This is a genomic window from Ruegeria sp. AD5, assembly GCF_056542345.1.
Map to the genome: position 1 here is coordinate 1 of NZ_JBQFZR010000001.1, position 23,360 is coordinate 23,360.

The 23,360-nt window shown below is 57.3% G+C and carries 23 protein-coding genes, 1 tRNA gene and 1 pseudogene; 9 read left to right on the plus strand and 16 right to left on the minus strand.

Annotated features, from left to right (window positions below; genetic code table 11):
- From ACR0JG_RS00005 to ACR0JG_RS00025, 5 genes and pseudogenes are all read right to left on the minus strand, one after another.
- Window positions 1-145 (minus strand): annotated as a pseudogene (locus ACR0JG_RS00005) (glutamine synthetase); the annotation flags it as partial.
- Between the two features lie 90 nt (window positions 146-235).
- Window positions 236-1,270, minus strand: a complete 1,035-nt coding sequence (locus tag ACR0JG_RS00010; RefSeq protein ID WP_170391784.1) for a TRAP transporter substrate-binding protein — start codon at window positions 1,268-1,270, stop codon at window positions 236-238.
- A gap of 51 nt (window positions 1,271-1,321) precedes the next feature.
- On the minus strand, window positions 1,322-2,641 hold the full coding sequence (locus ACR0JG_RS00015; RefSeq protein ID WP_170391787.1) for a TRAP transporter large permease: 1,320 nt from the start codon (window positions 2,639-2,641) through the stop codon (window positions 1,322-1,324).
- A complete protein-coding gene (locus ACR0JG_RS00020; RefSeq protein WP_480567138.1) occupies window positions 2,638-3,222 on the minus strand; it encodes a TRAP transporter small permease subunit in 585 nt (194 codons plus the stop codon). The genes ACR0JG_RS00015 and ACR0JG_RS00020 overlap by 4 nt, the downstream gene beginning before the upstream one ends.
- On the minus strand, window positions 3,219-4,010 hold the full coding sequence (locus ACR0JG_RS00025) for an N-formylglutamate amidohydrolase (protein ID WP_170801825.1): 792 nt from the start codon (window positions 4,008-4,010) through the stop codon (window positions 3,219-3,221). The genes ACR0JG_RS00020 and ACR0JG_RS00025 overlap by 4 nt, the downstream gene beginning before the upstream one ends.
- Window positions 4,011-4,138: 128 nt before the next feature.
- On the opposite strand from ACR0JG_RS00025, the gene ACR0JG_RS00030 reads away from it, so the two are divergent.
- Window positions 4,139-5,002, plus strand: coding sequence for a MurR/RpiR family transcriptional regulator (locus ACR0JG_RS00030; protein WP_255611699.1), 864 nt, complete (start codon window positions 4,139-4,141; stop codon window positions 5,000-5,002).
- Between the two features lie 844 nt (window positions 5,003-5,846).
- Here ACR0JG_RS00030 and ACR0JG_RS00035 read toward each other — a convergent pair.
- Window positions 5,847-6,521: a TIGR04283 family arsenosugar biosynthesis glycosyltransferase gene (locus tag ACR0JG_RS00035; protein WP_170401181.1), complete on the minus strand. Its 675-nt coding sequence runs from the start codon at window positions 6,519-6,521 to the stop codon at window positions 5,847-5,849.
- Between the two features lie 73 nt (window positions 6,522-6,594).
- Here ACR0JG_RS00035 and ygfZ point away from each other — a divergent pair, with 73 nt between their 5' ends.
- Both ygfZ and ACR0JG_RS00045 read left to right on the plus strand, forming a co-directional pair.
- Window positions 6,595-7,332: a CAF17-like 4Fe-4S cluster assembly/insertion protein YgfZ gene (gene ygfZ / locus ACR0JG_RS00040; RefSeq protein WP_480567139.1), complete on the plus strand. Its 738-nt coding sequence runs from the start codon at window positions 6,595-6,597 to the stop codon at window positions 7,330-7,332.
- A gap of 106 nt (window positions 7,333-7,438) precedes the next feature.
- Window positions 7,439-8,374, plus strand: a complete 936-nt coding sequence (locus ACR0JG_RS00045; protein ID WP_170391799.1) for an ABC transporter transmembrane domain-containing protein — start codon at window positions 7,439-7,441, stop codon at window positions 8,372-8,374.
- A gap of 44 nt (window positions 8,375-8,418) precedes the next feature.
- Here the strand turns inward: ACR0JG_RS00045 and efp are convergent, their stop codons facing one another.
- Window positions 8,419-8,982 carry an elongation factor P gene (efp, locus tag ACR0JG_RS00050; protein WP_170391801.1) on the minus strand — a complete coding sequence of 188 codons (564 nt, stop codon included), beginning with the start codon at window positions 8,980-8,982 and terminating at the stop codon, window positions 8,419-8,421.
- Between the two features lie 219 nt (window positions 8,983-9,201).
- Here efp and ACR0JG_RS00055 point away from each other — a divergent pair, with 219 nt between their 5' ends.
- Window positions 9,202-9,522, plus strand: coding sequence for a DUF6280 family protein (locus tag ACR0JG_RS00055; RefSeq protein WP_008757056.1), 321 nt, complete (start codon window positions 9,202-9,204; stop codon window positions 9,520-9,522).
- 73 nt (window positions 9,523-9,595) lie between these two features.
- On the opposite strand, the gene ACR0JG_RS00060 is transcribed toward ACR0JG_RS00055, so the two are convergent.
- The gene (locus ACR0JG_RS00060) at window positions 9,596-10,165 is read right to left on the minus strand and encodes a cobalamin biosynthesis protein CobQ (RefSeq protein WP_170391803.1); all 570 of its coding nucleotides are present in this window, start codon (window positions 10,163-10,165) and stop codon (window positions 9,596-9,598) included.
- A 60-nt stretch (window positions 10,166-10,225) separates the two neighbouring features.
- Between ACR0JG_RS00060 and ACR0JG_RS00065 the strand changes: the two genes are divergently transcribed.
- A complete protein-coding gene (locus tag ACR0JG_RS00065; protein WP_480567141.1) occupies window positions 10,226-11,683 on the plus strand; it encodes a cobyric acid synthase in 1,458 nt (485 codons plus the stop codon).
- Between the two features lie 3 nt (window positions 11,684-11,686).
- On the opposite strand, the gene ACR0JG_RS00070 is transcribed toward ACR0JG_RS00065, so the two are convergent.
- The 3 genes from ACR0JG_RS00070 to ACR0JG_RS00080 form a co-directional block, all read right to left on the minus strand.
- Window positions 11,687-12,424: a hypothetical protein gene (locus ACR0JG_RS00070; RefSeq protein WP_480567142.1), complete on the minus strand. Its 738-nt coding sequence runs from the start codon at window positions 12,422-12,424 to the stop codon at window positions 11,687-11,689.
- Between the two features lie 73 nt (window positions 12,425-12,497).
- On the minus strand, window positions 12,498-13,916 hold the full coding sequence (locus ACR0JG_RS00075) for a TolC family outer membrane protein (protein ID WP_170391809.1): 1,419 nt from the start codon (window positions 13,914-13,916) through the stop codon (window positions 12,498-12,500).
- Window positions 13,917-14,011: 95 nt separating this feature from the next.
- Complete coding sequence (locus ACR0JG_RS00080) at window positions 14,012-14,665, minus strand: protein-L-isoaspartate O-methyltransferase family protein (protein WP_170401191.1); 654 nt, start codon at window positions 14,663-14,665, stop codon at window positions 14,012-14,014.
- A gap of 225 nt (window positions 14,666-14,890) precedes the next feature.
- Between ACR0JG_RS00080 and ACR0JG_RS00085 the strand changes: the two genes are divergently transcribed.
- Window positions 14,891-14,964: transfer RNA gene (locus tag ACR0JG_RS00085), tRNA-Cys, on the plus strand.
- Window positions 14,965-15,227: 263 nt separating this feature from the next.
- Here ACR0JG_RS00085 and ACR0JG_RS00090 read toward each other — a convergent pair.
- The 5 genes from ACR0JG_RS00090 to ACR0JG_RS00110 form a co-directional block, all read right to left on the minus strand.
- On the minus strand, window positions 15,228-15,995 hold the full coding sequence (locus ACR0JG_RS00090) for a citryl-CoA lyase (RefSeq protein ID WP_480567143.1): 768 nt from the start codon (window positions 15,993-15,995) through the stop codon (window positions 15,228-15,230).
- A complete protein-coding gene (locus tag ACR0JG_RS00095; protein ID WP_480567144.1) occupies window positions 15,992-17,179 on the minus strand; it encodes a CaiB/BaiF CoA transferase family protein in 1,188 nt (395 codons plus the stop codon). The genes ACR0JG_RS00090 and ACR0JG_RS00095 overlap by 4 nt, the downstream gene beginning before the upstream one ends.
- Window positions 17,169-18,680, minus strand: a complete 1,512-nt coding sequence (locus ACR0JG_RS00100) for a tripartite tricarboxylate transporter permease (RefSeq protein ID WP_170391820.1) — start codon at window positions 18,678-18,680, stop codon at window positions 17,169-17,171. The genes ACR0JG_RS00095 and ACR0JG_RS00100 overlap by 11 nt, the downstream gene beginning before the upstream one ends.
- A 1-nt stretch (window position 18,681) precedes the next feature.
- Window positions 18,682-19,164: a tripartite tricarboxylate transporter TctB family protein gene (locus tag ACR0JG_RS00105; protein WP_170401217.1), complete on the minus strand. Its 483-nt coding sequence runs from the start codon at window positions 19,162-19,164 to the stop codon at window positions 18,682-18,684.
- 66 nt (window positions 19,165-19,230) lie between these two features.
- Complete coding sequence (locus tag ACR0JG_RS00110; RefSeq protein WP_170391824.1) at window positions 19,231-20,208, minus strand: tripartite tricarboxylate transporter substrate-binding protein; 978 nt, start codon at window positions 20,206-20,208, stop codon at window positions 19,231-19,233.
- A gap of 108 nt (window positions 20,209-20,316) precedes the next feature.
- Between ACR0JG_RS00110 and ACR0JG_RS00115 the strand changes: the two genes are divergently transcribed.
- From ACR0JG_RS00115 to ACR0JG_RS00125, 3 genes are read left to right on the plus strand one after another with little or no spacing between them, the layout of a single operon-like run.
- Complete coding sequence (locus tag ACR0JG_RS00115; protein ID WP_170420955.1) at window positions 20,317-20,985, plus strand: response regulator transcription factor; 669 nt, start codon at window positions 20,317-20,319, stop codon at window positions 20,983-20,985.
- A complete protein-coding gene (locus ACR0JG_RS00120) occupies window positions 20,975-22,342 on the plus strand; it encodes a sensor histidine kinase (RefSeq protein ID WP_480567145.1) in 1,368 nt (455 codons plus the stop codon). Before ACR0JG_RS00115 ends, ACR0JG_RS00120 begins: the two co-directional genes overlap by 11 nt.
- A complete protein-coding gene (locus ACR0JG_RS00125) occupies window positions 22,321-23,319 on the plus strand; it encodes an ABC transporter substrate-binding protein (RefSeq protein ID WP_480567146.1) in 999 nt (332 codons plus the stop codon). The genes ACR0JG_RS00120 and ACR0JG_RS00125 overlap by 22 nt, the downstream gene beginning before the upstream one ends.
- Window positions 23,320-23,360: the final 41 nt, after the last annotated feature.

Consider the following 23,360-nt stretch of genomic DNA (forward strand, 5'->3'; position numbering starts at 1 on the left):
GCGTCTCTTCCCACGCCCCCGCAACAAAATGACCCGCATGAAACCGCTTCCCCATCAAACGGCCCTGCATGTCAACCAGACAAACCAATACGGTGTCGATTTCCCCGGCAGAAATCTGCGCCTTAAGATGCTCGAATGTCAGCATGCAATACCTCTGTGATATGCGAGAATTTTCGACGAAAATTCTTTGTCCCTGTAACGACCGGCCCGCGAAAGAACGGGCCGGTCCAGTGTTTTATCCGTAACGATAGGGCCGCCCGGCCTTGAGCATTTCAGCGTTGTAGCGCTTGAAGATATCCACGACCTTTGCCTTGGTCTCGGATTCCGCAGCAATTTCGTCCCAGAACTTAACAGCAGCTTCTTCAACCGTCGCCCACTCTTCATCCGGGATGGTCGTCAATTGCATCTTGGTACCGTTAACCCGCAGGTTGGCCTCGCCGCCCCAATACCACCACTGGCGGTAGTAGTGCGACTGGTCACAGCAGACCTTGAACAGAGTTTGCAGATCTTCCGGCAGCTCGTTCCAGCGATCCATATTGGCAAAGAAGTGGCCGGCCCAGGCCCCCGAAATGTTGTTGGTTAGGAAGTAGTTAGTCACATCCGCCCAACCCACGGTGTAGTCTTCGGTGATGCCCGACCAGGCAATACCGTCCAACTCGCCGGTTTGAACTGCAACTTCGATGTCTTCCCACGGCAGCGTGACGGGAACAACGCCAAACTGGCTGAGGAACCGGCCTGCTGTCGGGAAGGTGAAGATGCGTTTGCCCTTCATATCCTCCAGCGAATTGATCGGATCCTTGGTCGCAAAGTGACACGGGTCCCACGCGCCGGCGCTGATGTGTTTAACGCCAACCTTCGAATACTCTTCGTCCCAGATTTCGTTCAAGCCCCACTGGTTGAACAGCACCGGTACGTCCAGCGAATAGCGCGAAGCGAACGGGAAGTAGCCGCCGAAAACAGTGACTTCGGTGGGCGAAGCCATCGAGTCATCATCCGATTGAACCGCGTCGATGGTTCCCTTCTGCATAGCGCGGAACAGCTCTCCGGTCGGGACCAGTTGATCGGCGTAGAACAGCTCGATCTGCATACGGTCACCAGCGATCTGGTTGAACATCTTGATAGCCGGGTCGATCACATGCTCGGCCAGTGCAGGACCGGCATATGTCTGCATCCGCCATGTAATCGTGCTTTGCGCCAGTGCAGGCGTTGCCAAAGGTGCCGCCGCAACCCCTACCCCCGCAGTTTTCAGAAACTTACGTCTTGTCGTCATGTCAATTTCCTCTCCGTTTAAGTTTGGGTACCCGTGTGTCGGGCCTTCTGGTTAATTTCCGTAAACATACCCGGGCAGCCACAAGGCGATCTCGGGGAATATCATGATTATTGCGAGCGCCAGGATCATCACCCCGACAAAGGGCACGATTGAGCGGTAGATGTCGCGCAGGCTGATTTCTGGCGGAGCCATTGCGCGCATCAGGAACAGGTTATAGCCGAAGGGCGGCGTCATGTACGCGATCTGGGTGGTGATGGTGTAAAGTACACCGTACCAGATCAGATCGAAACCAAGCGCCCCCACGAGCGGCACATAGAGTGGCGCCACGATGACGAGCATTGCGGTGTCGTCCAGGAACGTGCCCATGATGATAAAGCTGAGCTGCATCAGGATCAGGATCAGCCACGGTGACAGCCCCAACTGCTCGGTGAACAGGTTCTCGATGGCCTTGACCGCGCCCAGCCCGTCAAACACCGCGCCGAAGCCCAGCGCCGCAAGGATGATCCACATGAACATGCACGAGATAGCCAATGTTTGCTTGGTACAGTCCTCGAAAATCTTCCACGTCATCCGACGTTTGAGGACTGACGCCACAAGCGCCGCCAACGCTCCGATGGCCGAACTTTCTACCAATGAGGTCCAACCGTTCACGAACGGCAGCATCATCGCAGCGAAAATCATCAATGGCAGTGCCCCGGCCCAGAGCAGACGGAGTTTCTCGGACCTCGGGACCTCGTGCGCGTCTTCCATCGCTGGTCCCAGATGCGGTTGAAGCCGGCAACGAATCCAGATGTAGAGGATGAACAAAGACGCCATCAGCAGCCCCGGCACAATGCCTGCCAGCCAAAGTTGACCGACGGGTTGCCGCGCGATCATGGCATAAAGCACCAGAACTACCGAGGGCGGCACAAGAATGCCCAAGCTCGACCCGGCCTGAATGACCCCCGTCACCATGGTCTTGTCGTATCCGCGCCGCAGCAGTTCAGGCAGCGCAATCGTCGCCCCGATGGCCATACCTGCCACGCTGAGCCCGTTCATCGCCGAGACCAGCACCATCAGGCCGATGGTGCCGATGGCAAGCCCACCGTTCACCGGCCCCATCCAGACGTGGAACATGCGATAGAGGTCATCGGCCAGACGACTTTCGCTCAGGACATAGCCCATGAAGATGAACATCGGCAGGGTCAGCAGCGGGTACCATTTCATCAGCTTCATCGCCGCCGAAAACGGAATATCCTGCCCGCCTGTCCCCCAGAGCGCCAGTGCCGCAATAGCTGCGACGGCACCAATTGCACCAAAGACGCGCTGCCCGGTGAACAGCATCAGCATCATCGAAGCGAACATGAAGATTGCGATAAATTCCTGGCTCATGCCCGCGCTGCCCCGATCTCTTGCCCGTTGATCCGCGCAATGTCTTTGAAAAATTCTGATATCGCCTGCAGCAGCATCAGGAAGAAGCCGAAGACCATGATCGCCTTGACCGGCCAGATGTATGGCCGCCACGCGGTGGAGGATCGTTCTAGCCGTCCGACCTCTTCGCTGGCGGTCAGAAGGCCTGTGAAATAGGCGACAGGCTCATCACCCCAATAGCCCAGGCTGTACGCCGTGGATCCAAGCCCACCGTAGAACAGTACACCCAGATAAAGGATCAGCAGCAGTACCGTGAAGGCATCGAACCAGGCTTTCCGGCGATGGCTCCAATTATGATAAAACAGATCCATTCGCACGTTCGAACCCAGTTGGATCGAATACGGCCCCCCCATGATGTAATAGGTCACCATCGCAAACTGCGCCATTTCTAGCGTCCAGAGCGAAGGCAGAAAGAAGGTCTTCGAGATCGAGGACCACAGCAGGATGCCCATCATCACGAACAGGCCCCACATCATGACCCGCCCGATCCGGTAGTTCACCGCATCGACTACACGCACATATGCTGACATTGCCTTGATCATTCGCCCACCCCGCTACAGAACGGAGCAATGGTACGATTGATCCACGGGGCCAGACAATCGGCCATGACCCGCTGCTGCTCGGCTGTCTGAATCAGATCATTCCGGATCTCGATCATGACGTTTAACAATCCGTTGGGCGCTGCGTGAAGATCCAAAGTGTGCGCCACCCCGTCTGCCGCCGAATAGGGTTCGTTCAATCGAGTAACCAGGGGCAGCTCGTGCGCGGCGCTGGCCAACATCGCCTTGGCAAAGCGGGCGTCCTGGCCATGCAGCAAACCAAGCTCAACATCGCGCGGTGTTCCGCGGTATATCGGCGTGAAACTATGAACCGTCACCATGAGTTTTAGCGTGCGGTGATGACGGATCAGAACATCCTCCAGCCCTTGGCAAAACGGCACATATACGCCTTCGATCCGCTGCTGACGCGCATTGGCGCTCAGTTCAAGGTTCGCCGGGATCGGTGTGTCTTCACTGCATTCCGGCATAGCATCGGGGGCTTCGGGAGGGCGGTTGCAGTCATAAACCAGCCTCGACACCCCGCCATGCACCAGCACGCCGTTCAACTGCTGGGCCAGTGCCTTTGCAACCGGCAGCGCGCCCGGGTCCCACGCGATATGGCTGCGCAGGGCCTCGGCACTTAGTCCCATGTCCCCCAGTCCGTCCGGGATACGATGTGAGGCGTGTTCGCACACCACCACAACCGAAGGCTCTTCCGGCGCGTCGTCGATGTGAACGACGGGACCGAAATCAGGCTGAGCAGAGGTGAGAGTGGCGCTACGTGATTCCATTTGGAAAAAATTCCACAGAGGTTCTTAACCTGTCAATAAATTTCCTGTATAAAATTCCCCAAGTCAGATTGCATTGTCAAATTTTCCACATAAACATGGGTAGAAAGGGAAAGGAGTATTCCGTGCGAGTGACAGAAAGGCTCCTTGCGCATCGCGAAATGATGACACCGACCGAGCGGCAGTTGGTCAACGTGCTGCTGGATGATTACCCCATGGCAGGGCTTGGCAGCATTACCGAGCTGGCCAGTATCGCCTCGGTTTCGACCGCCACGGTTGCGCGGATGCTTCAGAAAACCGGCTTTGATGGCTATCCGCAGTTTCAGTCCGCGATACGCAGCGAAGTGAAAGAGATGATCTCGGGGCCCGTCGCCAAACGGGATGTCTGGCAGAATGACTTACCTGAAGAACACATTCTCAACCGCTACTCCCGCCAAGCGCTTGAGAACCAGCGGCGTTCGATTGATGAGGTCGACCCGGATGAGTTTGACAGTTTCTGCCGTATGCTTTGCGATCCCAAACGGCGTGTTTTCATCACCGGCGGACGCATAACCGGGACCCTGGCGCAATATCTCTACCTCCACCTGCAGATGATCCGTCCTGATGTGAAGCTGCTGTCAGATGCAGCGTCGTGGACTCACGATCTGCTCGAAGTGCGCGAAGGCGACGTGCTGGTGGCCTTGGATGTGCGGCGCTATGAGAACACCACTTTGCTGATCGGACAGCTTTGCCATGAACGCGGGGCCGAGGTTGTCCTGCTGACGGATCAATGGCGATCCCCCATCCACCGGCTGGCCAAACACACCTTTGCGGTAAGGATCGCAGTGCCTTCGGCCTGGGATTCCATGACTTCGCTGATGGTGCTATTGGAATGCGCCATTGCCGAAATGCAGGAACGTCTCTGGGACAGTGTCAAGCAGCGCACGGACGAGTTAGAGCAGGCCTTTGACCGGACGAAGCTGTTTCGCAAGTTCGGCCAAAGCTCGGGGTCCTGACGTCAGGTAGCGACGTTTCATAAGGTACAACTGCGCGTGAGCCCTGTTGTCAGATGCTGCGCAGACCGTACACTCCGGCGTATGACATTCATCGCTGAAAACCAATTACCTCTGCTGATACTGGCCTTTATGATCGGCCTGTTTGGCACAGGATTTCTGTTCCGCAAACCTGCAGGGCATCGGGCGTGGAAACTGGCGGATCTGGTCTGGGTCGTATTGGGTGGGATCGGTGCACTGGTCGCCGTGTTGGCCGGGCTTTACACCTCGGACAGTTCGCGGCTGGACCGGCAGATCGACGTTGCTTATGCCGCCACGCTTGCATTCGACCGTGATGCCGCGCGGTTTCGGCTGAGGTTCTGTGACCCCGCTTACGACCCGGATACAGCTGTTTTGTGCGAAAAGGTAGAGTTTCTGTCCGCCTCAACCGCAAGCAATGCCGATTTACCGTTGTTTATCGCGGTCACGAACGAAGTAGCCCCGCTTCAAGGCCTGCATTTTCTATTCGGCCGCACGTCGAGTGATGACATGGATGAGGCCCGCGAGATGGCCGCGAAAGCGGATGCCTTCAGCATCGATCAATTTCTCGTCTTCACATCTCTGGACGATGATACACAAACCGCAATTGACAACATGCGGCGCAAGGTGCCTGCGATTGCTGGTGATTATCTGATCCTGGCCCAAAGCTATGACGATCTGATCGAACAGGTCGGCAAGCTCAAGGATGAATGGGAATATCTGCAGGCGAATGCGCATATTTTGGTACTGCAGATCATTGCCCTATGTCTGGTAAGTTTTGCTGCACCGTTCCGTCTGGGCAAATCCATCGTTGAACTGCGCACCGCCTTCAACGCCGATACGACTGCGCCAGCAGATGCGGATCAGCCCCCAGAAAGTACCGCGCCAGAGTCCAAAGGTTCCGCGCGCCCCGCCGAATCCAACCCTGACGGATATAGCGTTCCGCACTCGTAACCGCGTCTGCTTTCAACAGCACCGGGCGCGGCAAAGCGCGGATCAAGGCGACATCCTCCATCAGTGGCTGATCTGGGAATCCTCCGACAGAGTCATAATCCCTGCGGCGTACCAACAGCCCCTGATCGCCGTAGGGCAAACCAAACACTCTGCTACGCAGGTTGGCCCAACCAGCAACCCAGCGGGCACCAATCCCACTGACGCGAAACCGCAATCGGAAGGCTGCTGGTCTGTGCGAACGCAGATGCTCTGCCACGATGGCGCTCCAGCCTGACTGCAACTCGGTGTCGGCATGCAGGATCAGCAGCCAGTCGCCAGATGCTTTGGCACACCCCCTTTGCAACTGCCCTCCCCTTGACGCCGGACCTGTTACGATCATGGCTCCGGCTTCATCCGCCATCTCAAGTGTTGGGTCATCTGAGCCGCCATCGGTCACGATTAACTCTCGGATCAGGCCTGAATGAAGCCCTTCCATCAAAGCCTGCAGCGTTCCCGGCAGGGAATGCCCCGAATTCAGGGTCGGAATCACGATGCTGATCGGGGCGGACACGTCTGAAACCCTCTGGTCATGGCGGCGCGATTTCCTATATCACGAAGCCAGACGAATTGACGAGGATCAACCCATGTCCAATCGCCGCATTCTGCGCCTGACCGGCAACGATACTGATAGCTTTCTGCAGGGGCTGATCACAAATGACGTGCAGCGGCTGGACGACGGGCTGGTCTACGCCGCCCTTCTGACCCCGCAGGGCAAGTACCTGGCTGACTTCTTTCTCAAACGAGACGGTGAGTCGGTGCTGCTGGATGTGGCCGAAGTGCTGGCCGACGGGCTTGCCAAACGACTGACGATGTACAAGCTGCGTGCAGATGTGACCATCGACCAGACCGACCTGAACGTACAACGCGGCACCGGCCCCGCGCCCGAGGGCGCCCTACCCGACCCGCGGCATCCTGATCTGGGATGGCGCGCTTATTCTACCGCTCTGGAAAGTGATGACGGTACGGACTGGGATGCGATCCGCGTCCGTCACTGTATCCCCGAAACCAGCATCGAACTGACGCCAGACAGCTATATTCTTGAGTCCGGGTTCGAGGCGCTGAATGGCTTGGACTTCAAGAAGGGCTGCTATGTCGGACAAGAGGTCACCGCGCGCATGAAGCACAAGACTGAGTTGCGCAAAGGTTTGCGCGTTGTCGAGATCGCGGGCACCGCTCCGGTCGGGACCGAGATTCACTCCAGTGGTAAACCCGCCGGGGTGTTGTTTACACAGTCTGGCGGAAAGGCGATCGCATACCTTCGGCTGGATCGCGCGGGGGACGACATGCAGGCGGGTGGCGCGACGCTAAAACTGCCAGGTTGATTTTGTTGCTGAACCGGCACGCCCATTCTTTTGAAACTGTTTGCGTATTTGACGCCGCCGGGCCGCGCGGTATCACTGACTGCAATTGGCCTAACGGGATACTTGCATGTTTCGCCTCTATACCGCGATATGGCGTGTCAGCGCCGGACGGCAAATCATCCTTATTCTGCTGTCATTGGCGGTGGCTGCGCTGGCGGCCGCTCCGCTTGAGTTCCAGCGCGACATCGTCAATCACCTGACATCTGATAGCATCGAAGTGGATCGCCTGCTGTTGCTGGGCGCCGGGATGATGGGCGTCATCCTGTTGAGCCTTACGTTGAAATGGGTGCTCGGGTATCGCTCTGGAACGCTGGGCGAGGACATCATCCGACTGATCCGGGGACGGTTGCTTGCCCGATCAATCGATCTCAGCGAAGAGGGGCAAGACCTTCGTTCGGGCACGATGACAACGGCCGTATCCGCTGAGGCGGAAGAGCTGGGCAAGTTCGCAGGCGGTGCATTTTCTGACCCCGTGGTGCAAATCGGCACATTGATCAGCGTAATCGGCTACATCTCTTCCACCCAACCGGGGTTGGGCTTGATTGCACTTTCCATGATCGTTCCGCAGATCATTATCGTTCTGGCCTCTCAGCGAAAAGTGAACATCTTCGTGGCCGAGCGTGTTCGAATCCTGCGCAGCGCGACCGACCGCTTGACGCACGAGGATATTGAGGCGGCATCGCGAGCGATTGAGAAACAGTTCGACGAGATATTCGAGACCCGCCGCAAGATGTTCATCTGGAAACTCTCGGCCAAGTTCCTGCTGAGTGTCATCAACGGCGCAGGGACTGTTGGGATTCTGATGCTGGGCGGCTGGCTAGTGTTGCAGGGTAAAACCGATGTCGGCACCGTCGTGGCCGCGATAAGCGGTCTCGGACGCATTCAAGGCCCGACCGCTTTCTTGATCGCGTTCTACCGACAGGTCAGCGCCAATCGCATCAAGTACGAACTGATGCTGGAGCTGTTTGGAGATCATCCCGAGCGCTATCGCATTCGGACCTAAAAAAGGGCCGCAGAGCGACCCTTTTGCACCGAACTATCGTCCGCTTACGCGCGTTCGGAATATTCCATGGTCTCGGTATTCACTACGATCATCTCATCCTGCCCGATAAAAGGCGGCACCATGACCTTGACGCCATTGTCCAGAACCGCTGGCTTAAACGAGTTCGCCGCAGTCTGACCCTTCACAACCGGCTCGGTCTCGACGATCTTGCAGGTCACTTTTTGGGGCAGCGTGGCGTTCAGCGCCTCGCTTTCATAAAACTCCACAACGATAGTCATGCCGTCCTGCAGAAACGGGCGGCGCTCACCCAGCAGTTCCGAAGGCAGTTCGATCTGCTCGTAGGTCTCGGAGTCCATGAACACCAGCATGCCATCGGATTCGTACAGGAACTGCTGATCCTTCTGCTCAAGGCGCACGCGTTCGACCTTGTCGGCCGAACGGAAGCGTTCGTTCAGCTTTGAGCCATTGCGCAGGTTGCGCAGCTCGACCTGGGCAAAAGCTCCGCCTTTGCCGGGCTTTACGTGATCCACTTTGACCGCCGCCCACAGTCCGTCATTATGCTCAAGCACATTGCCGGGGCGAATTTCGTTCCCATTTATCTTGGGCATGACTTAAATCCTTCACAAACGGTTGATGCGTCAGTTCTGGTCCCTATATCTGGCGTGACCACACCTGACAAGACAACGAAACCTAGTGCTGCACCTGCAGCGAGCCATGCAAATGACGCAACGCAACTATGCATTTTAGGTGTATCCGAATCGCATGTAATAGGTCATAAGGACCGTCACGCCGAAAATTGCAAGAGCAAGAAAAACAGGAAAGACGAGATGAGAGATTTCGTTGACGGCACTGCCTTTAACAACGAACAAGGCAATCGTGCACGCAAACTTTTCGCAGCCGTTGTACTGGCTGCTTTGGATGATGCCATCGCCGACGACAAGAAGTATGGCAACGGACCGGAACAAATTGCCCGTTGGGCGCGTTCGCGCGATGGGCGCGAAGTACTATCGTGCGCCGGCATCGACCCCAATGAGCGGGTTGTAGGCGGGCTGATGGAATTTGTTGGTCGCGGCGTACGGACGTCTGTCGCCCTGTCCCGCGAAGAAAGCGAACGCCGGAATGCGGCTCAGCAGGCCGAAGCTGCCTGATTGTTCCCCGCATCCGATTGAAAAAACGCGCCCTGACATCGGGGCGCGTTTTTCTTTGGGCTGATTGGTCAGATCAAAAATACATGATCCATTGCCACGCCACCCAAAGCTCGGCCGCCAGTAACAGCGCAAAGAACAGTTTTGCCGAAACCGACAGGCCGCGCTGCCAAAGCACCACATAGGCGGCAATGCAAATCGTCACTGAGATCGGCGCGATCCAAGCCGCATGATGTGTGCTGTCCCAATAGCTGATCGGACTGTGAAAGACCCATGAACTGATCGGCCAGAACTGTGGTCGGCCATCGCCTGCGTGCAATAAGAAATCCATCACCAAATGAAGTATCCCTGCGGATGCGCCAATGGTCAGCAGGTGCCAGCCGCGCCACAGCCCGAGTGCAAGTGCCACTCCCCACAAAATAAACGAGTTATCGATGGCGAATACGGTTTGCCACGCGGGTGAAAAGTAAAGCTGATCAAACACCACCTGTGCCGGGATGTTCAGGATGTGCAGCGAAACGCCGGCCATCAGGTATAGCGACAAATCCGGCAACAAGGACCCAAACAGAGCTGCCCATAGCGTCGCGCCCCGGGCCGGGCGGGCAAAAACAGCAGCACCAATCAAAAGATGCGCAGGCGTATTCATATGGGGCTTTTCCTTTGGCCTTAAATCAGATCATCTGCGCCCGAGCATAGGAGACAGGCCATGGCGCGGTCCATCATGATTCAAGGCACCGGCAGCAATGTCGGCAAATCGGTTTTAGTGGCCGGGTTGGCCCGCGCCTATACGCGACGCGGGTTGCGCGTGGCTCCGTTCAAGCCGCAGAACATGTCGAACAACGCCGCTGTTACGGAAAACGGCGGCGAAATCGGGCGCGCGCAAGCCCTGCAGGCGCGGGCGGCCAAACGACCGACGCATACGGATATGAACCCAATCCTGCTCAAACCCGAAACTGATACCGGCGCGCAGATCATTCTTCAGGGCCAGCGCGCAGGTACAATGAAGGCGGGCGATTATCGCAAGGACAAGTCTAAGCTACTGGGGGCGGCTCTGGAAAGCTTTGAAAGGCTTTGCTGCGACGCTGATCTGGTGTTGATCGAAGGCGCGGGTAGTCCGGCAGAAACTAATCTGCGCAAGGGTGACATCGCCAATATGGGATTTGCCTGTGCCGCACAGGTTCCGGTGGTTCTGGTGGGCGACATTCATCGGGGTGGCGTGATCGCTCAGATCGTGGGGACGCAAGCCGTCTTGGAGGCCGAGGACCTTGCGATGATCCGGGGTTTTGCAATCAACCGCTTCAAAGGCGATGTCTCCCTGTTCGATGAAGGGCGCGACGATATCGCATCCCGGACCGGCTGGCCCTGTATGGGCGTGGTGCCCTGGTTCCATGATGCATGGAAGCTGCCGGCAGAAGACATGATGGACATCCGCTCTCATACCGGAGGGGCATGCAAGATCGCTGTGCCTCAGCTTGAGCGGATGGCCAATTTCGACGATCTCGACCCGCTTTCCGCCGAACCGGGCGTTACGGTCGAGATCATCCCAGCAGGCCGTCCCCTGCCCGGAGATGCCGATCTGGTGCTGTTGCCGGGCAGCAAGTCTACAATCGGCGATCTGGCCTATTTCCGGGCGCAGGGCTGGGATATCGACCTTTATGCCCATGTCCGCCGCGGGGGTCATGTTCTGGGCCTGTGCGGGGGTTATCAGATGCTGGGCAAAACCATCTCGGACCCCGATGGCGTCGATGGACGCCCCGGTCAGGTCGAAGGGTTGGGATTGCTGGATGTCAGCACGACAATGGCCGGAGAAAAGCAGGTTATCCTGCGCTCAGCAACCGCCCTGCCCGGTCATGAACCCGTCAGCGGATATGAGATCCACATGGGCCGTACTGATGGCCCGGATTGCGCTCGGGCCTGGCTGCAGATCGAAGGTCGCCCGGAAGGTGCCGCCAGCGCCAATGGGCGCATACGCGGCAGCTATCTGCATGGGATTTTCACCTCGGACACGTTTCGCGCCAGCTATCTGGCAGAGCTGGGCGTGACATCGGAAACAGCTTACGAAGACGGCGTCGAACAAGTGCTGGACGACCTTGCCGACCATCTGGAACAGCATATGGATCTGGATCTGCTTCTCGCGATGGCGCAGACGCCACGCACCATTTAGACCTCAGTCAACATCCGCTGCGGCGATCGCCCGCGTGATCTCACGCCGAACCATCTTGCGCAGGTTTTTCGTGATCCGTTCGCCCAGCGCGCCCTGCAGCTCTTCCCGGACGATCTGGGCGACGAGTTCGCGCAATTCCTCTTCTCCGATTGTCACATCGGTCGGCTTCTGTGCCATATCTTCCACCACCTCCGGGTCGCGAATAAATGTGGCTTCGGGTTTTGGTTCAGCCGCCTGAGACTGCGCAAAAGCTCTGTCTGCCGGCCATTCAACAGCCTGCGTCTTAGTGCCAGAGTAGTCGTCATCGCTCTCGCCATCGGGCTCCCACTGATCCTCGGTGCGCGCGATAGCAGCTTCCAAAGCTTCAATCTTGGCGCTGAGGCTTCCCGCTAGGTCGCGCTTTGGTGCGTCTGCCTTGGCGTCGACATCACCAGCGCGCACAATATCGCTGGGTTGCAGCCGCATCGGTTCGGCAGGGTTACTTGGCGCATTTGCGGCCTGCTTTGGGGTACTGTCACCCGCGCTATGCTGGGGCATCAGTTTCAAGGGCCCGGCCTTCTTGGCGATCAGCGGTTCATTGCTGACGCGCAGCGCATCCGTTAAAACCAACCGGCCCGGCTTGGCAGCCGGGGCCGTCGGAACAAATATGAATTCTGATTCGTCATGCGCGTCCTCGTCGACCATTCGCTTAACCGACGAAAGAACGTCCTGAATATTGGCGCTTACAACACGATCTGACATTATTTTCTACCGCTCTAACCTAGGCCCGATTGTAGCCAATCTGAGCCAGCGCCACAACAGGTAGCGATGCCCTTTAGTCGCGGCGCAATGCCTTGAGCACTCGATCCAGATCGCGGCTTTGCTTACTGACCTGCGACGGCGCCTTTTTCACGAGGTTGTAATACAGGGTCGGATCATAGATTTGCACTGCAAGACCCAAACGCTCTGCCGTCAACAGCCCCTGGGCCTGCAGCAGTTCATATGCCGCCCGCGACCGCTCGGTCCGGGATGCTACCTCGGCCAATTGCGCGTCCAGCAAATCCTGCTGGGCATTCAGGACGTCCAAGGTCGTCCGTGCACCCAACGTTGCTTCTTCACGAATACCGTCAAACGCCACCTGCGAAGCACGAACCCGTTCCGTTGACGCCCGCAGGCTTGCAGTTGCCGCCTGAAACGCAGCATAGCGATCGGCAACACCTTGTGTGATGTCTTTCTGAACGTTCAGAAGGTTGGCACGCGACGCATCACGAGTTGCCATCGCACGACGCACCGCTGCCGCCAGACCGCCACCAGAATAGATCGGCTGATTGAAGTTCAGTGAGATCGTCGCATCGTTGATGTAATCGTCATTGTCGTAGCTCTCGGTAATGCCCGCATCCGCATTCAGGCTGACATTCGGACCCAGATTTGCACGCTGCTGCTGCACGATCAGGTCCAGCGCACGCACCTGATGCTGTGCGGAAAGAATCGCAGGGTGGTTACGCTGAGCCAAATTCACCGCATCCGCCTCTGAACGCGGCAGGTTGGGCAGCCTTGGCTGACCAGCTGTCCGCCCAGGTGTCTTGCCAACGGCGTTTACGTATTCAGCCTGCGCAATGCTCAGGTTACCACGTGCGACCGCCAAATCGGCCTGAGAGCTGGCCAATTGTGCCTCGGACAGGGCAACGTCGGTACGTGTAACCTCACCTACTTCAAAGCGATCCTGTGATGCGCGCAGTTCTTCCGCCGACACTTCCACGTTGTTCTGGCGGATCGCAACCGTTTCTTCCTGCAGCAGAACACCCAGATAGGCGTTCGCGGCTCTGATCAGGATTTGTTGTTCAATATCAATAAGAGACTGACGGGTGGATAGCACAGTTTCCTGCGCCGATTGCTTGCCAAGGATGGAAGCGCCACCGTCATAGATCAACTGGCTCAGCGTGAGACCGGAAAAAAAGCTCGAAGGCTCGCGCGTCGTGATCAAGCTGCTCGTATTGGTGCGCGTGTAATCCCGGCTCACCCGCACGGTCCAGTTGATGATCGGACGCAGCGCCGAGAGCGCAATGGCGACATCTTCATCCGCTGCGCGTAACAAGGCACGGTTCTGCTCAAGCAGGCCGCTGGTGTTATACGCGCCGATGAATGCATCGGTCAGATTATCTGCCCAAACCGACCTTCCGGGCATCACACTTAATGCAACACCAGCAGCCAAAGTCAGGCCTTTGACCAGCTTTCCTGTCGTCGTCCCGCGCATAACTAAGTCCTCTCAAATCGAAATTACGCAACCACCAGCGCAGTTTGCGCCGGTGTTTTCAAGTAATCAAGGCATCAAAATACTTCTATTACCAACTATAGCGAAAATGCACACTCAGCGCAAAATGCGGGCAAAATCGGTGCGCTAGCATTGAATGCAAATCGCCACGAGACACGGCCTGAGGACTTGAGACCCATACGAACCGTGCCAAGATCACCCTCCATGAACAGGCAAATGATCCGGCCCCCATCCTTGAGTTGATCCAGCAAAGTGTCTGAAAGCTGCTCGACCCCACCCTGAATCATGATCACATCGTAGGGTCCATGCTCAACCGCGCCTTGTTCAAGCGGTCCTTCATGAACAATGGCGTTGTCTACATCAGCTTCCATCAGAAGCGTCTGAGCTTCAGCCGCCAATGCCGGGTCGGATTCCACGGCCACAACCAACTCTGCCATTCGCGCGGCAATTGCGGTTGAGTAACCCAGCCCCGGCGCGATATCCAGCACCACTTCATCATTGGAAATGTTGACTGCGTCCAACATCTTAGCCAGCGTCCTGGGCTCAAGCAAACAACGTCCATCACCCAACTCGACCAGATCACCAACATAGGCTGCCTCACGTTGCGCATCAGGCACGAAATTTTCGCGCGCAACGCTCAGCATCGCATCAATGATAGGGAACTTGGTCACATCCGAGGGCCTGACCTGAGTATCAACCATCGTAAGGCGCCGGGCTGCGAAATCTGTCATGTGATCGCTCATTCCTTATCAGACTGTTATCTGGCTTTTGCCACATCCGCCTGCCTGCAGCAACGGGCCAGATTGCATTTCCGGGCGCGGCAAAAACGTACCATTGGGGTATTGTCAAATTTCCAAACAAGACAGAAATAATCGCCCTCAAGGCTATGGACGTTCAACCTGAAAGCTGATAGAACGCCCCTCACACCACGGCAAGTTATTGATATTGCTTAAAAAGGCGAGTTGGCGGAGTGGTGACGCAGCGGATTGCAAATCCGTGTACACCGGTTCGATTCCGGTACTCGCCTCCAATTCAATCTAGATCATTGACTTAGGGCGATTACGTTTTCCGCCTTGTGCGCATTTTCCTGGAAAACGACAACACGCTATGCCAGTCCTAACTGTGTCAGCTGCGACGTCACTTCACCCAAATTATCCAGCTCCTGTACTACGCAGTTCTGGACGGTGTTGGCTGCAAGGCGAAGGCGCTGGCGACAAACTATGTCGCCGTGTTTCAGAATCTGGATAAAAGGAATCCGAAGCCATGAGGAACGACAGGCGGCATACCTCAACTTCAATCGCCTAGATAAGTCCAGCGGTAGTGGGGCGGCGTAGGACCTTTGTTGCGTCCCCCTTGCTGGGTCTGCTCCCAGGCATGGGCCAGAATACCGACCGACCGCGAAAGGCAAAACAAGCCTCGTGCCAATGGCGGGGCAAAGCCTAGCTCTGCATAGATCACTGCCGTGACACCATCGATATTCATCGGCACCGGCTTGCCTTTCCGGCGCATCAGGTCGGTTTCCAAGGCTTGCCCGACTTTCATGAACCGACCCTCACAGGCGTCCTGTTCGACCGCATCAGCAACCAGGGCCATTAGCCGGGGTGCGCGCGGGTCCGTCGGTGTATGGAACCGATGCCCGAAACCCGGCAGTATCTTCCCTCGTTCGGCGATCCAGTCGTCCAATGCCTGTTCTGGGCCTTCGGCATGGGCGTCTACAAAGTGATAAAGCTCCATCGCCTGCTCGCCGGCACCACCATGGATGTCACCCAGCATGTTAACAGCACTCGCCATCGCGTTGTTAAGAGACAGCCCGCAGGTCACCGCCATTCGTGCAGCCGCGATCGAGGGGGCTTGCGGGCCGTGATCCACGGCGGCGACCAAAGCGGCCTCGAACAATCGAGCCTGCGCAGGTGTCGGTCTGTCACCCCGCACCATCAACCAAATCATTTCAGCGAAACCCAGATTGCCGATCAGGTCTTGAATCGGCTGGCCACGCAGTTCAATGCGCCCGGGCTCCATATCGATGATGGCGGTGTGCCACCAATCGGCAACATCGCTCATATCACCCTCTCATGTCGCAACGTTTCGATCTCTGCGTCCGACAGTCCAAGCTCGGCCCAAATCGAGAGGTTGTCGGCCCCAATATCCGGTGGTGCGGATCGTGGCATGCAGCGTGCGCCATCAATGACCACTGGGCTGCCCGCAAGGCGTAAACTCTCTCCGTGCGCCGACAGAGTTCCAATCAGCCCGCGACCTGAGAGTTGGTCGTCGGACAAAGCCTGCGGCACCGTCATCACCGGCCCGGCCGGTACACCCAACGCATTCAACTCTTGGACCCAATCACTGGCTGGACGGGTAGAAAGAGTGCGTTCCAGTTCTTGGCGCAATTCATGCCGGTTGGTCTTGCGATCCTCGCGGGTTAGATAGTCCGGATGCGTCAAAAGGTCGGCGCGGCCCAGATGTTGGGCGAGCGCATGCCATTGTTCGTCGCGATTGGCGGCGATATTAATAGGGTTGTCGGATGTGGCAAAAGTTCCGGACGGGGCCGAGGTTGTGTTTTCGTTCCCATGCGGCGCAGGAGTCACACCACCGACCAGATAGTTGGACACCACCCACCCCATGGTCGAAACCACCGCCTCGCTCATTGCGACATCAAGGAATGCCCCGCGCGGGTTGGCATTCAAGGCCGCGCTTATGGCAAAGGCCGCCGTCATCCCGCCGACGGTATCTGCCAGAGGATAGCCGACCCGGTAAGGCGCGGTATCCGACGCACCTGTGATTGACATGACACCGCTGATCCCCTGCACGATCTGGTCATAGGCCGGGTCATCCCGGCGTGGTCCATCCTGACCAAACCCGCTGATGGCACAATAAATCAGTCTGGGGTTCTCGGCACGCAGAACCTGATACCCCAGCCCAAGCCGGTCCATCACGCCGGGCCGGAAGTTCTCGACCAGCACATCGGCAGTCTTGACCAGCCGATTGAGCAGAGCCTTTCCCCGATCAGCCTTCATATCCAAAGTCACGGATTTCTTGTCTGCATTCTGCGCCAGAAAGCTGATGCCCATGCCGGCCTTGTTCCGATCAGGATCCGCCCCCAGCACACGGGCCAGATCTCCGCTGCCGGGGCGTTCGACCTTGATCACTTCGGCCCCCATCAGGGCCAGTTGGTAGCAACAATACGGCCCGGCCAGGACATTAGTCAGGTCAAGAACCCGGATGCCTGAAAGTGGCTCAGTCGCCATCGGCCACGCCTGCCGCTCGAGCCTTGGCGCGACGTGCGCGGTAACTGGGCAACAGCACCAGAAGGAGGGCAATCACCAACAGGCCCAGCGTCATCGGACGTTCCCAGATAAAGGCGATGCCGTCATACAGCTGCATGGAGCGGGCAAAGTTATCCTCCATCATGCCACCAAGGATGAAACCGATCAGCAGCGGTGCCAGAGGGTAATCGGCAAATTTCAGTGCCGTGGCGCAGACGCCAAAGCCCACCAATATCAGCAGTTCCGTGGCATTGTTCTGCCCGATATAGGCCCCCATGAGGGTGAAGAACAAAATGAACGGGATCAGATAGTTGCGCGGTACTGCAAGCACCTTGGCGATATAGGGGATCAACGGCAGGTTCAGGATCAGCAGCACCAGATTGCCAATGAACATCGACATGATGACAGCCCAGAATACCTGTGGCTCGTCGATCATCAGGCGCGGACCCGGTGTCACATTCAGCGCGATCAGTGCGCCCAACAAAATGGCCGTAGTTCCGGAACCTGGAATGCCGAGCGTCAGCAACGGAACAAAGGAACCGGTACAGGCAGCATTGTTAGCTGTCTCGGGTGCTGCCAGACCTTTGATCGAGCCTTTGCCGAACTCTTCCTGCTCTTCTTTCGGGGCAATATTGCGTTCAACCGCATAGCCAAGGAAACTGGCAATCGTTGCCCCCGCCCCCGGAAGCACACCGATAAAGAAACCCTGCACAGATTGGCGACCAACCACCGGAGCGATGGCCTTTGCCTCGGATCCTGTGATGCGCAGGTCCTTGATTTCGCCTTCGTCGCCTTGCAGGTCCTTGGGTTTGAGAACCAGAAACAGCGCTTCGGGCAGGGCAAACATCGCCATTGCAAGCGTGATGAAACCAAAGCCGGACTGCAGATCCATGATCCCCATCGTGAAACGCGGCAAGTTGAACAGCGCGCCCTCGCCGACGGTGGCCATGATCAGCCCGAGAATGGTCATGACAATTGCCTTGGCCACCTGTCCGGTTCCCGCAAAAGCGGCGATGGCGGACAGACCCACTACCATCAAGGCAAAGTACTCAGCCGAGTGGAACAGCAGTGCGACCGAGGATAATGCAGGCGCAAAGACCATCAGTAGCAGCGCGCCTATCGTACCCCCGGCGAAACTGGCGATAGCGGCAACTGTGAGCGCCTTCCCGGCTTTGCCCTGACGAGCCATCGGATAGCCGTCGAAGCTTGAGGCCACGGTTCCCGCGACCCCCGGCGCGTTCAGAAGAATGGAAGATGTCGAGCCACCAAAGATCGCGCCGTAATAGACACCGGCAAGCAGGATCAATGCGGCGGACGGATCGCCCATCGAAATGGCGACCGGAATCATAATGGCGATGATCGACATCGGCCCAAGACCGGGCAGCATGCCGATGAATGTACCAATCAGACAGCCCGCTATGACCATCAACAGGTTTTGGATGGAGAATGCCGTTTGTAGGCCGATCAACAATCCTTCAAGCATGTCAGCCTCCGAAAACGCCCGGCAAGGGTCGCATGTAGATGCCAAGAACCTCTTGCACGAGGTACCAGACTGAACCTGTAGCGATTACGGCAACCGGCAGCATGACGTGCCATTTGCGTTCGCCCAGAATGAAAGAACCGAGGATCAGGAACCCGGATGTCGAGATCAGAAATCCAACCGGACGCAGGCACAGCGCATAGGCAACCATCAAAGCCAGTAACAGCAGCGCCTGGCCTAGGTGATATTCGCCCAGCCTCCGATAATCGATATCAGCCTCTTTGGGCTCAGCCTTTTCAAAGCCCAGCAGAATAATCGTTGTGGCAATTATCCCCAAAATCGACAGCACCTTGGGAAAGGTGCTCGGCCAAATGGGGTTGCGCTGCATGAAGGGGGGCAGACTGCCATCCATCGTGAACCAGGCGGTGTAGCCATATGTCAGGCATATGCCCAGCAAAACGAGCGCGATCCAGCGATCCAACGCCATGTTTCCCCCTCCTTTGATTTATTGTTGGTTGAGGCAGAGCGGTTGCCCGCTCTGCCCGAGGTATCCTTACAGGAAACCCAACTTTTTCATCAGATCGCCGATCTGCTTTTCCTGCTGTTCCAGGAACGATTGGAAATCAGCACCCGAGTTGTGGATGTTCACCCAACCGTTACGGGCGCGGACCTCTTCCCACTCAGGTGTGTCATACATCTTGGCGATGGCTTCTTGATAAGCGACCAGCTTGTCCTCGGGCAGACCAGGAGCAGCAAAGAACCCACGCCAGTTCACGAAAGTTGTGTCGATGCCCTGCTCTTTCATGGTCTGCGCATCAGGGGCTGCATCCACGCGCTCTTCCGCGGTGACGCCAATGATCTTCACCTCACCCGCATTCGCCAGATCGACAGCCTCCGAGAAACCGGTCGACAGCGCGGCAATCTCACCGGACAGAAGCGCGGCCATCGCTTTGCCACCTGCATCATAGGGGATGTACTTCACGCCCAAAGCGTCCTTGCCTGCCGCTTCCATAACCATGGCCGCGACCAGATGGTCCATCCCACCCGGCACAGAACCGCCGCCAATGGCCGTTGTACTTGGATCGGCGTCATACGCGGCTAGCAGGTCCGCCATTGAATTGATGGGGCTGTCTTTGCCCACAACAATCGCGGCGTAATCGCCAATCGTGCCCGAGACCAGTGTCAGGTCGCGGAAATTGTGCGGGAACACTCCGGTCAGAGAGCGGATCACGATCGGGGTCGAGTTGACCATAAGCGTGCCGTGGTTGCTGTCGGCGTTTTCGATCAGATATCCTATGGCTTTACCACCGCCGCCGCCCGACATGTTTTCGTAGGATGCAGTTCCCACGAGACCCGCATTCGTCAGCGCCTCACCGGTGCCACGGGCCGTGCCGTCCCAGCCGCCTCCTGCGCCACCGGGGATCAGAAAGTGGATGCTATCTACGACCTCTTCAGCGAAAGTCGGTCCAGCCAGACCAATAGCGGTCACAGCCGCGATCAGGGCGCGACGGCCCAGTTTGATTGTCGTCATGAATTCCTCCCGTTTGACAACCGGCCGCAGTGCGGCTCAGATTATTCGAAACCTAAACACATCAACCTGACATCAACCTGTCATGGGTGAAATTACTATTGGATCCCGATGAAATTCCTCTTGGTCGAAGACAATCTGGACCTCGCCAATGCCATAAGTTCGCGCATGCGACTGGACGGGCATGTGGTTGATCACGCAGAGAAAATAGAAGATGCTGTGGCCTTTGTTGAAATCGATGAGTATGACCTGATCCTGCTGGACATCATGCTTCCCGACGGGGACGGGCGCGATTTCCTCAAACGGCATCGCGCCAGCCATCTGGACACACCTGTCATCGTTCTGACCGCCCGCAGTCAAGTGTCGGATCGAATCGGCTCACTCGATCTTGGGGCGGACGATTATGTCACCAAGCCCTTCGACCATGCCGAACTTGAGGCGCGCTGCCGCGCAGTGCTTAGACGCAAATCCGGCAAGACCAAAACGACGATTGAAATTGGCGGCGTCGTCTTTGATCCGGTTGCGGGTCATTTGACGGTGGGCGACGACATCGTCTCGCTTCGCAACCGCGAACTGCGCTTGTTGGAACTGCTGATCAACGCCCCCGGTCAGGTGTTTTCTAAGCAGAAGCTGGCGGACCGGTTGTTCTCCTACGACGACAATGTTTCGGACAATGCCATCGAGGTCTATGTCGGCCGACTGCGAAAGCATCTGGAAAAATCGGACCTCAGGATCACAACGTTGCGCGGTTTGGGCTACAGGCTGGATCATGGCAACTAATCCAAACGTTTCCGGATCACTACGAAACCGTCTTGCGCTAACGCTAATCGGCGGTGCCGCGATTCTGGCCCTTGTGCTGTTCTTTGCTGTCCGCGACTATGCAGTTCAGGTTGCCCAGCAAGGTCAGGACAACATTCTGGGTGCCTCAGTCACCTCGATCCTCGACGCCGCGGCGCTGCGCGGAGGCGAGCTTGAAGTCGATATCCCCTATGCTGCCTTTTCAATGCTGAGCACGCCGTCGGACGACCGGGTGTTTTATGCGATCTTTCAGGATGGCGAGTTCCTGTCCGGCTACGAAGACCTGACCCCAACTCAAGGACCCGCTGATGGAAAGTGGACCTTTCGCTTCGGTGAGGTGCGTGGTGAAAACGTTCGTCAGGTCAGTGCCAGCCGCACACTGGTCGGGCTGGGAAATCAGACAGAAATCGAAGTGGCCTTGGGACAGACCCAAGATGCGCTGTCGGAGACGCTGGATCAAATCTCACGCAATGCCGGCCTTTTGGGATTGGGGTTCTTTGTGCTTGCGGCTGTATTGTCCTTCTGGGTGAGTTCGGCCACCATTGGTCAGCTCGACAGATTAACGACATCCGTCACCCGTCGGGGACCGCAAGATCTCAGCCCATTCAAAAAACCAGTACCGCGTGAAATGGCGCCTTTGGTGTCATCGCTGAATTCGCTTATGGGACGCCTGGACCAGTCTCTCAGCCAATCCGAGGACTTTATCGCCGAGGCCGCCCATAGGGTCCGCACCCCGCTGGCAACGGTCAGGTCTTATGCCGAGGCGACGCTGCAACGGGTCGAGAGAGAAGACAACCGCGAGGCGTTAAGATCAATGATGCGCGCCATCGACGAAAGCTCTAGGGCTGCGGGGCAACTACTGGATCACGCCATGATCACATTCCGCGCCGACCATCTGGAGCGCGAGGATATCGATCTGGTGACTCTGATCCGAGAGCTTGTCCAGCGCTTGACGCCCATCGCTGAAATGAAAGACCTTTCGCTTGCTTTGACCGGCGATCCGCAGGTCATGTATTCGGGCGACCCCATCCTCATCCAAAATGCGGTGCGGAACATGGTAGACAATGCGCTTAAATATGCGCCAGCGGACAGTACCGTGGTCATCGATGTCGCAGGATCACCCAGAGCCCGGATCACGGTCAGCGACCAGGGGCCAGGCTTTCCGCCCGATGAAATCGAAACGCTCACAAGACGTTTCGAACGTGGTCAGAACGCGGCAGGAACCATCGGATCGGGCCTCGGGCTAACCATTGCCCAGGACGTCGCGGTCGCCCATGGTGGCACGCTGGTACTGTCAAACAAAGCGGAGGGCGGCGCATGCGTTATCTTGTCACTCTGATCCTATGCCTGTTCGCCAGCGGCGCAGGGGCTCAGGATTGGGAAGACCGACAAATATTCAACGAAAGTGCCGACGGCCCCCGACTGCGGGTCATTTCCAGCACCGATACCGCCCTGTTTGCGCCGCTGATCGAGGATTTCGTCGCCCAGAATCCAGCGATATCGGTCGAATATCTGGTGACCGGCACGGCCGATATCGACCGACGCGTCCGAGCCACGCCAGAAGCGTTCGACATTGTCGTTTCCAGCGCGATGGACCTGCAACTGAAGCTCGCGAATGACGGATATGCGCTGGCGCTTAACGATCTTCCGCACCCCCCTTGGGCGCAATGGCATCAAAGCCTGTTCGCCTTCACTTCGGAACCCGCAACCATCGTTGTCAACCGCACCGCGTTCGAAGGACAACCAATGCCGCAAACGCGGCAGGAACTGATCGAAGCGCTGCGTGCCCGCCCGGATGATTTTCGGGGCAAGGTCGGCACTTATGACGTGCGCCAGTCGGGATTGGGCTATTTGTTCGCGACGCAGGACGCCCGCGCCTCGGAGACCTATTGGCGACTGATGGAGGTATTGGGCGGCCTGGATGTGCGGCTTTATTGTTGTTCGGGCGACATGATTAACGACCTGGCGGATGGTACAATCGCGGTGGCCTACAACGTGCTTGGCAGTTATGCGGCGGTACGAACAGAAGGAAAGGATGCCCTTCAGATCATTCTGCCTTCGGATTTTCAGACGACGATGATGCGAACCGCCATGGTAACTGGCAAAAGCCGCTTGCCGGAGGAAGCGGAAACCTTTGTCCGGCACCTGACCACGCTGAATCCGGAATCACTGGCAGCACTGCCACTTCTGGACACGCAGGACTCCACGACCGAAAGCGCAGCGATAGCGCTGGACCCTGCGTTGTTGACGTTCCTCGATGCGCTGAAGCGCAGAAAGTTCCTGTCTGCCTGGGAAAGTGCCGCTATTCAAAGATGATCGGACTTAGACAACAACCCTATCCGTCATCGCTGAACTTG